We start from the raw sequence: 8,996 nt of genomic DNA, 5'->3' as shown, positions 1-8,996 counted from the left end.
ACTCCGCCGTCGTCAACGCCGGCGACGGCACCCACGAGCACCCCACCCAGGCCCTGCTGGACGCGTTCACCATGCGCCGCCGCCTGGTCGGCCGCGACGCCGGCCTCGGCAAGGACCTGAACGGCCGCCGGATCACCGTCGTCGGCGACATCCTGCACAGCCGCGTGGCCCGCTCCAACGTCCACCTGCTGCACACCCTCGGCGCCGAGGTCACCCTGGTGGCCCCGCCCACCCTCGTCCCGATCGGCGTGGAGACCTGGCCCTGCGAGGTCTCGTACAACCTCGACGAGGTGCTGCCGAAGTCCGATGCGGTGATGATGCTGCGTGTGCAGCGCGAACGCATGAACGCCGCCTTCTTCCCGACCGAGCGCGAGTACTCCCGCCGGTACGGCCTCGACGGCGACCGCATGGCGAAGATGCCGGAGCACGCCATCGTGATGCACCCCGGCCCGATGAACCGCGGCATGGAGATCACCGCCCAGGTCGCCGACTCCGACCGCTGCACGGCCGTCGAGCAGGTCGCCAACGGCGTCTCCACCCGCATGGCCGTCCTGTACCTGTTGCTCGGAGGCTCCGAGCCCGCCGTCACCACCGCCCGTACCGAGGAGAGCAAGTAACCATGAGCAAGATCCTTATCCGTGGCGCGAAGGTACTCGGCGGCGAGGCGCAGGACGTCCTGATCGACGGCGAGACCATCGCCGAGGTCGGCACCGGCCTGTCCGCCGAAGGCGCGACCGTCATCGAGGCCGAGGGCCGAATCCTCCTCCCCGGCCTCGTCGACCTGCACACCCACCTGCGCGAGCCCGGCCGCGAGGACTCCGAGACCGTCCTCACCGGCACCCGGGCCGCCGCCTCCGGCGGCTACACCGCCGTGTTCGCCATGGCGAACACCTTCCCGGTCGCCGACACCGCCGGCGTCGTCGAGCAGGTCTGGCGCCTGGGCAAGGAATCCGGCTACTGCGACGTGCAGCCCATCGGCGCCGTCACCGTCGGCCTGGAGGGCAAGCAGCTCTCGGAGCTGGGCGCCATGCACGAGTCCGCCGCCCGCGTCACCGTCTTCTCCGACGACGGCAAGTGCGTGGACGACGCCGTGATCATGCGCCGCGCCCTGGAGTACGTGAAGGCCTTCGGCGGCGTCGTCGCCCAGCACGCCCAGGAGCCCCGCCTCACCGAGGGCGCCCAGATGAACGAAGGCGTCGTCTCCGCGGAACTCGGTCTCGGCGGCTGGCCGGCCGTCGCCGAGGAGTCGATCATCGCCCGCGACGTCCTGCTCGCCGAGCACGTCGGCTCCCGCGTCCACATCTGCCACCTCTCCACCGCCGGATCCGTCGAGATCGTCCGCTGGGCCAAGTCCCGTGGCATCGACGTCACCGCCGAGGTCACCCCGCACCACCTCCTCCTCACCGAGGAGCTCGTGCGCTCGTACAACGCGGTCTACAAGGTCAACCCGCCGCTTCGCACCGAGCGCGACGTGCTGGCCCTGCGCGAGGCGCTCGCCGACGGCACGATCGACATCGTCGCCACCGACCACGCCCCGCACCCGCACGAGGACAAGGACTGCGAGTGGGCCGCCGCCGCCATGGGCATGGTCGGCCTGGAGACCGCGCTCTCCGTCGTCCAGCAGACGATGGTCGAGACCGGGCTGCTCGACTGGGCGGGCGTCGCCGAGCGGATGTCCTTCGCGCCGGCGCGCATCGGCGGCCTGGAGAACCACGGCCGTCCCGTCTCGGCAGGTGAACCCGCGAACCTGACCTTGGTCGAGACCTCGTACCGTGGTGTCGTGGACCCCGCACACTTCGCCTCCCGCAGCCGCAACACGCCTTACGAGGGCCGTGAGCTGCCGGGGCGCGTCACTCACACCTTCCTGCGGGGCCGGGCAACGGTCGTGGACGGGAAACTGGCGTGACACCTGCAGTGATCCAACTGGCCGCCGAGGCCGCCGAACGACAGTCGGCGGAGGTGACCAGCTTCGGTGCCCGTATGGCGTGGGTGATCGGCCTGGCCGTCTTCGTCGCGTTCGTCTACTGGCTGATGCGGCAGGGCTGGAAATGGCGCGGCGCTCTGCAGAACGATCTGCCGGAGCTGCCCGCCGCACCCGACGGTCTTCCCGAGCACCGGCTGGCCCTGACCGGCCGCTACCACGGGTCCACCACCGCCGGACAGTGGCTCGACCGGATCGTCGCCCACGGTCTGGGCCTGCGCAGCCGGGTCGAGCTCACGCTCACCGACACGGGCCTCGACGTGGTCCGACCGGGTGCCAACGACTTCTTCGTACCCGCCGCGCAGCTGCGCGGCGCCCGCCTCGACAAGGGAATCGCGGGCAAGGTACTCACCGAGGGCGGTCTGCTCGTCGTCACCTGGGCGCACGGCGACAAGCTGATCGACTCCGGATTCCGCTCCGACCGCGCGGCCGAACACGCCGCCTGGGTCGAAGCCATCAATCTCATGAACTCATCCATCACGACGGAAGGCGCCGAACGATGACGACCTCCACCAGGGGAGCAGCCAAAGCTCCCGCCGTACTCGTCCTGGAGGACGGTCGGATCTTCCGCGGCCGCGCCTACGGCGCTGTGGGGGAGACCTTCGGCGAGGCCGTGTTCTCCACCGGCATGACCGGCTACCAGGAGACCCTCACCGACCCGTCGTACCACCGGCAGGTCGTCGTGATGACCGCCCCGCACGTGGGTAACACCGGCGTCAACGACGAGGACCCCGAGTCCTCCCGCATCTGGGTGGCCGGCTACGTCGTACGCGACCCCGCCCGCGTCCCCTCGAACTGGCGCTCGCAGCGCTCGCTGGACGAGGAGCTCGTCGAGCAGGGCGTCGTCGGGATCTCCGGCATCGACACCCGCGCCCTGACCCGCCACCTGCGCGAACGCGGCGCCATGCGCGTCGGCATCTTCTCGGGCGAGGCCTGGGTCGGCATCCGCGACGAGGCCCTGCTCGCCAAGGTCACGTCGCAGCCGCAGATGAAGGGCGCCGACCTCTCCGCCGAGGTCGCCGCCAAGGAGGCGTACGTCGTCCCCGCGATCGGCGAGAAGCGCTTCACCGTCGCCGCCGTCGACCTCGGCATCAAGGGCATGACCCCGCACCGGATGGCCGAGCGCGGCATCGAGGTGCACGTGCTGCCCGCCACCGCCACCGTCGAGGACGTGTACGCGGTCCGGCCGGACGGCGTGTTCTTCTCCAACGGCCCGGGCGACCCGGCCACCGCCGACCACGCGGTCTCCGTCATGCAGGGCGTGCTCGCCCGCAAGACCCCGCTCTTCGGCATCTGCTTCGGCAACCAGATCCTGGGCCGCGCGCTCGGCTTCGGCACCTACAAGCTGAAGTACGGCCACCGCGGCATCAACCAGCCGGTGCAGGACCGCACCACCGGCAAGGTCGAGATCACCGCGCACAACCACGGCTTCGCCGTCGACGCGCCCCTCGACAAGGTCTCCGACACGGCCTTCGGCCGCGCCGAGGTCTCCCACGTCTGCCTGAACGACCAGGTCGTCGAAGGCCTCCAGCTGCTCGACCAGCCGGCCTTCAGCGTCCAGTACCACCCCGAGGCGGCCGCCGGCCCGCACGACGCCGCGTACCTCTTCGACCGCTTCACGTCTTTGATGGAAACAGCCCTGATGGAGGCCGAGCGTGCCTAAGCGCACCGATATCCAGTCCGTCCTGGTCATCGGCTCCGGCCCGATCGTCATCGGACAGGCCGCCGAATTCGACTACTCCGGCACCCAGGCCTGCCGCATCCTCAAGGCCGAGGGCCTGCGGGTGATCCTCGTCAACTCCAACCCCGCGACGATCATGACCGACCCGGAGATCGCCGACGCCACGTACGTCGAGCCGATCACCCCCGAGTTCGTCGAGAAGATCATCGCGAAGGAGCGCCCCGACGCGCTCCTCCCGACCCTCGGCGGCCAGACCGCGCTCAACACCGCGATCTCCATGCACGAGCAGGGTGTGCTGGAGAAGTACGGCGTCGAGCTCATCGGCGCCAACGTCGAGGCCATCAACAAGGGCGAGGACCGCGACCTCTTCAAGGGCGTCGTCGAGGCCGTCAACGCCAAGATCGGCCACGGCGAGTCCGCCCGCTCGGTCATCTGCCACTCGATGGACGACGTCATCGCCGGCGTCGAGACCCTCGGCGGCTACCCCGTCGTCGTCCGCCCCTCCTTCACCATGGGCGGCGCCGGCTCCGGCTTCGCCCACGACGAGGACGAACTGCGCCGCATCGCCGGCCAGGGCCTCATGCTCTCCCCGACCACCGAGGTGCTCCTGGAGGAGTCCATCCTCGGCTGGAAGGAGTACGAGCTGGAGCTGATGCGCGACACCAAGGACAACGTGGTCGTCGTCTGCTCCATCGAGAACTTCGACCCGATGGGCGTCCACACCGGTGACTCGATCACCGTCGCCCCGGCGATGACGCTGACCGACCGCGAGTACCAGCGGCTGCGCGACATCGGCATCGCGATCATCCGCGAGGTCGGCGTCGACACCGGCGGCTGCAACATCCAGTTCGCGATCGACCCGGTCGACGGCCGCGTCATCGTCATCGAGATGAACCCGCGTGTCTCGCGCTCCTCGGCGCTCGCGTCGAAGGCCACCGGCTTCCCGATCGCCAAGATCGCCGCCAAGCTGGCCATCGGGTACACGCTCGACGAGGTCCCCAACGACATCACCGAGAAGACCCCGGCCTCCTTCGAGCCGTCCCTCGACTACGTCGTCGTCAAGGCCCCGCGCTTCGCCTTCGAGAAGTTCCCGCTGGCCGACGCCACCCTCACCACCACCATGAAGTCGGTCGGCGAGGCCATGGCCATCGGCCGCAACTTCACCGAGGCCCTCCAGAAGGCGCTGCGCTCCCTGGAGAAGAAGGGCTCGCAGTTCACCTTCGTCGGCCCCACCGGCGACAAGGACGAGCTGCTCGCCACCGCGGTCCGCCCGACGGACGGCCGCATCAACACCGTCATGCAGGCCATCCGCGCCGGCGCCACCCAGGAAGAGGTCTTCGAGTTCACGAAGATCGACCCCTGGTTCGTCGACCAGCTCTTCCTCATCAAGGAGATCGCGGACGACCTGGCAGCCGCCGAGAAGCTCGAACCCGAGCTGCTCGCCGAGGCCAAGCGCCACGGCTTCTCCGACGCCCAGATCGCCGAGATCCGCGGCCTGCGCGAGGACGTCGTCCGCGAGGTCCGGCACGCCCTCGGGGTCCGCCCGGTCTACAAGACGGTCGACACCTGCGCGGCCGAGTTCGCCGCGAAGACCCCGTACTTCTACTCCTCGTACGACGAGGAGTCCGAGGTCGCGCCGCGCACCAAGCCCGCGGTGATCATCCTGGGCTCCGGTCCGAACCGCATCGGCCAGGGCATCGAGTTCGACTACTCCTGCGTCCACGCCTCCTTCGCCCTCAGCGACGCCGGCTACGAGACCGTGATGGTCAACTGCAACCCGGAGACCGTCTCCACCGACTACGACACCTCCGACCGCCTGTACTTCGAGCCGCTGACGCTCGAGGACGTGCTGGAGATCGTCCACGCGGAGTCGCTCGCCGGTCCCATCGCCGGTGTCATCGTCCAGCTCGGCGGCCAGACCCCGCTCGGTCTCGCCCAGGCCCTCAAGGACAACGGCGTGCCGGTCGTCGGCACCTCCCCGGAGGCCATCCACGCCGCCGAGGACCGCGGCGCGTTCGGCCAGGTCCTCGCCGAGGCGGGCCTCCCCGCGCCCAAGCACGGCACCGCCACCACCTTCACGGGTGCGAAGGCCATCGCCGACGAGATCGGCTACCCGGTCCTCGTCCGCCCGTCCTACGTGCTCGGCGGCCGTGGCATGGAGATCGTCTACGACGAGGCCCGCCTGGAGTCGTACATCGCCGAGTCCACCGAGATCTCCCCGACCCGCCCCGTGCTGGTCGACCGGTTCCTCGACGACGCCATCGAGATCGACGTCGACGCCCTCTACGACGGCCACGAGCTCTACCTCGGCGGCGTCATGGAGCACATCGAGGAAGCCGGCATCCACTCCGGCGACTCGGCCTGCGCCCTGCCCCCGATCACCCTCGGCGGCTACGACATCAAGCGCCTGCGCGCCTCGACCGAGGCCATCGCCAAGGGCGTCGGCGTCCGCGGCCTGATCAACATCCAGTTCGCGATGGCCGGGGACATCCTCTACGTCCTGGAGGCCAACCCGCGCGCCTCCCGGACCGTCCCCTTCACCTCGAAGGCCACCGCCGTCCCGCTCGCCAAGGCCGCCGCCCGCATCTCGCTCGGCACCACCATCGCCGAGCTCCGCGCCGAGGGCCTGCTGCCGAAGACCGGCGACGGCGGCACCCTGCCGATCGACGCCCCGATCTCCGTCAAGGAGGCCGTCATGCCGTGGTCGCGCTTCCGCGACATCCACGGCCGCGGCGTGGACACCGTCCTCGGCCCGGAGATGCGCTCCACCGGCGAGGTCATGGGCATCGACGCCGTCTTCGGCACCGCCTACGCCAAGTCGCAGGCCGGCGCCTACGGCCCGCTGCCCACCAAGGGCCGCGCGTTCATCTCCGTCGCCAACCGCGACAAGCGCTCGATGATCTTCCCGGCGCGTGAGCTCGTCGCCCACGGCTTCGAGCTGATGGCGACCTCCGGCACCGCCGAGGTGCTGCGCCGCAACGGCATCAACGCCACCGTGGTGCGCAAGCTCAGCGAGGGCGAGGGCCCGAACGGCGAGAAGACCATCGTCCAGCTGATCCACGACGGCCAGGTCGACCTGATCGTCAACACCCCGTACGGCACCGGCGGCCGCCTCGACGGCTACGAGATCCGTACGGCGGCCGTGGCCCGCAGCGTCCCCTGCCTGACCACGGTGCAGGCACTCGCCGCCGCCGTACAGGGCATCGACGCGCTCAACCGCGGCGACGTGGGCGTCCGCTCCCTCCAGGAGCACGCGGAGCAACTCACCGCGGCCCGCGACTGACGCAGGCCCGTACAGCCCGGACACGGGGAGGGGGACACCGGTTTCACGACGGGTGTCCCCCTCTTCACGAGCGCAGAGGGATTTTCCGACGATGTACAAAACCTTCTTCAACCTGGTCTTCAAGCGGATGGACCCGGAGCAGGCCCACCACCTGGCCTTCCGCTGGATCCGCCTCGCCGCCCGCACACCCGTGCTGCGCACCTTCGTCGCGGCCGCCCTGGCCCCGCGCCACGAGGAGCTCCGCACCGAGGCCCTCGGCCTGCGCATGCACGGCCCCTTCGGCCTCGCGGCGGGCTTCGACAAGAACGCCGTCGCCATCGACGGCATGTCGATGCTCGGCTTCGACCACATCGAGATCGGCACGGTCACGGCCGAGCCACAGCCCGGCAACCCGAAGAAGCGGCTCTTCCGCCTCGTACCGGACCGGGCGCTGATCAACCGGATGGGCTTCAACAACGAGGGCTCGGCGGCCGTGGCGGCCCGCCTGGCGGCCCGTGAGGCCGTCTTCAGGACAGTGGTGGGCGTCAACATCGGCAAGACGAAGGTCGTGCCCGAGGAGGAGGCCGTGGGGGACTACGTCGCCTCCACCGAGCGCCTCGCCCGGCACGCCGACTACCTGGTGGTGAACGTCTCCTCCCCGAACACCCCCGGTTTGCGCAACCTCCAGGCCACCGAGTCGCTGCGCCCGCTGCTGACGGCCGTACGCGAGGCCGCGGACCGCACGGTGACCGACCGCCGCGTGCCCCTGCTGGTCAAGATCGCCCCCGACCTGGCGGACGAGGACGTCGACGCGGTCGCCGACCTGGCCCTGGAGCTGGGCCTGGACGGCATCATCGCCACGAACACCACCATCGCCCGCGAGGGGCTCGGCCTGAAGTCCTCCCCGTCCCTGGTGAAGGAGACCGGCGGCCTCTCCGGCGCCCCCGTCAAGGAGCGCTCGCTGGAGGTTCTGCGACGCCTGTACGCCCGTGTGGGGGACCGCCTGGTACTGGTCGGGGTCGGCGGCATCGAGAACGCCGAGGACGCCTGGCAGCGCATCCTGGCCGGTGCCACGCTGATCCAGGGCTACAGCGCCTTCATCTACGAGGGCCCGTTCTACGCCCGCGCCATCCACAAGGGCCTTGCCGCCCGCCTGGCCACCAGCCCGTACGCGACGCTCGCCGAAGCGGTGGGCGCCGAGACCCGAAAGGCCTCCAAGTGACTGTGACCCCGTTCGGCACCCGCCTGCGCGCGGCGATGGACTCCCGGGGCCCGCTGTGCGTGGGCATCGACCCGCACGCCGCCCTGCTGGCCCGATGGGGGCTCCAGGACGACATCGCGGGCCTGGAGCGGTTCTCCCGTACGGTCGTCGAGGCGCTCGCCGAGTCGGTGGCGGTCTTCAAGCCGCAGGCGGCCTTCTTCGAGCGGTTCGGCTCGAAGGGCGTGGCCGTCCTGGAGCGGGCCGTGGCGGACGCCCGGGCGGCCGGGACCCTGGTCGTCATGGACGCGAAGCGCGGCGACATCGGCTCGACCATGGGGGCGTACGCCTCGGCCTTCCTGGACCCGGCCTCGCCGCTGTTCTCGGACGCGCTGACGGTCTCCCCGTACCTGGGCTACGGCTCGCTCAAGCCGGCCGTGGACCTGGCCCGGGAGTCGGGCGCCGGCCTGTTCGTCCTGGCGCTGACCTCGAACCCGGAGGGCGCCGAGGTGCAGCGGGCGGTCCGCGAGGACGGCCGGACGATCGGCGCGACGATGCTGGCGCACCTGGCGGCGGAGAACGCGGACGCCGCCCCCATGGGCTCCTTCGGCGCGGTGGTCGGTGCCACCCTGGGCGATCTGTCCTCCTTCGACCTGAACATCAACGGGCCGCTGCTGGCTCCAGGGATCGGCGCGCAGGGTGCGACGGCGGCGGACCTGCCCGGTGTGTTCGGCAAGGCCGTGCGCAACGTCGTCCCGAACGTCTCGCGGGGGGTCCTGCAGCACGGCCCGGACGTGAACGCCCTGCGCGACTCGGCGCGGCGCTTCGCCGACGAGATCCACGAGGCCGTCACCGCGTAATCGGTCACCTGGGG

7 protein-coding genes are annotated in these 8,996 nt (G+C 70.6%); all 7 read left to right on the top strand.

From position 1 onward, the window contains the following. The coding region (locus ACWGIU_RS20110) for an aspartate/ornithine carbamoyltransferase family protein (RefSeq protein WP_453707636.1) at nt 1–617 on the top strand (617 nt) is incomplete at its 5' end. A gap of 2 nt (nt 618–619) precedes the next feature. Continuing rightward, nucleotides 620–1,906, top strand: a complete 1,287-nt coding sequence (locus ACWGIU_RS20105) for a dihydroorotase (protein ID WP_453707634.1) — start codon at nt 620–622, stop codon at nt 1,904–1,906. Further along, complete coding sequence (locus ACWGIU_RS20100; RefSeq protein WP_453707632.1) at nt 1,903–2,484, top strand: PH-like domain-containing protein; 582 nt, start codon at nt 1,903–1,905, stop codon at nt 2,482–2,484. Before ACWGIU_RS20105 ends, ACWGIU_RS20100 begins: the two co-directional genes overlap by 4 nt. After that, nucleotides 2,481–3,644 carry a glutamine-hydrolyzing carbamoyl-phosphate synthase small subunit gene (gene carA / locus ACWGIU_RS20095; protein ID WP_453707630.1) on the top strand — a complete coding sequence of 388 codons (1,164 nt, stop codon included), beginning with the start codon at nt 2,481–2,483 and terminating at the stop codon, nt 3,642–3,644. Before ACWGIU_RS20100 ends, carA begins: the two co-directional genes overlap by 4 nt. Then, nucleotides 3,637–6,945: a carbamoyl-phosphate synthase large subunit gene (gene carB, locus ACWGIU_RS20090; RefSeq protein WP_453707629.1), complete on the top strand. Its 3,309-nt coding sequence runs from the start codon at nt 3,637–3,639 to the stop codon at nt 6,943–6,945. The genes carA and carB overlap by 8 nt, the downstream gene beginning before the upstream one ends. A gap of 91 nt (nt 6,946–7,036) precedes the next feature. Continuing rightward, a complete protein-coding gene (locus tag ACWGIU_RS20085) occupies nt 7,037–8,146 on the top strand; it encodes a quinone-dependent dihydroorotate dehydrogenase (RefSeq protein ID WP_453707627.1) in 1,110 nt (369 codons plus the stop codon). Continuing rightward, on the top strand, nt 8,143–8,982 hold the full coding sequence (gene pyrF / locus ACWGIU_RS20080) for an orotidine-5'-phosphate decarboxylase (protein WP_453707625.1): 840 nt from the start codon (nt 8,143–8,145) through the stop codon (nt 8,980–8,982). The genes ACWGIU_RS20085 and pyrF overlap by 4 nt, the downstream gene beginning before the upstream one ends. Nucleotides 8,983–8,996: the final 14 nt, after the last annotated feature.

The sequence above is a fragment of the Streptomyces sp. NPDC054840 genome (genome assembly GCF_053611065.1).
This window is presented reverse-complemented; position numbering and strand designations above follow the sequence as displayed.

Excerpts from the sequence above, each read along its gene's own strand:
- ACWGIU_RS20105 (WP_453707634.1), top strand. The coding sequence starts at position 620 with ATGAGCAAGATCCTTATCCGTGGCGCGAAGGTACTCGGCGGCGAGGCG.
- carA (WP_453707630.1), top strand. The coding sequence starts at position 2,481 with ATGACGACCTCCACCAGGGGAGCAGCCAAAGCTCCCGCCGTACTCGTC.
- ACWGIU_RS20085 (WP_453707627.1), top strand. The coding sequence starts at position 7,037 with ATGTACAAAACCTTCTTCAACCTGGTCTTCAAGCGGATGGACCCGGAG.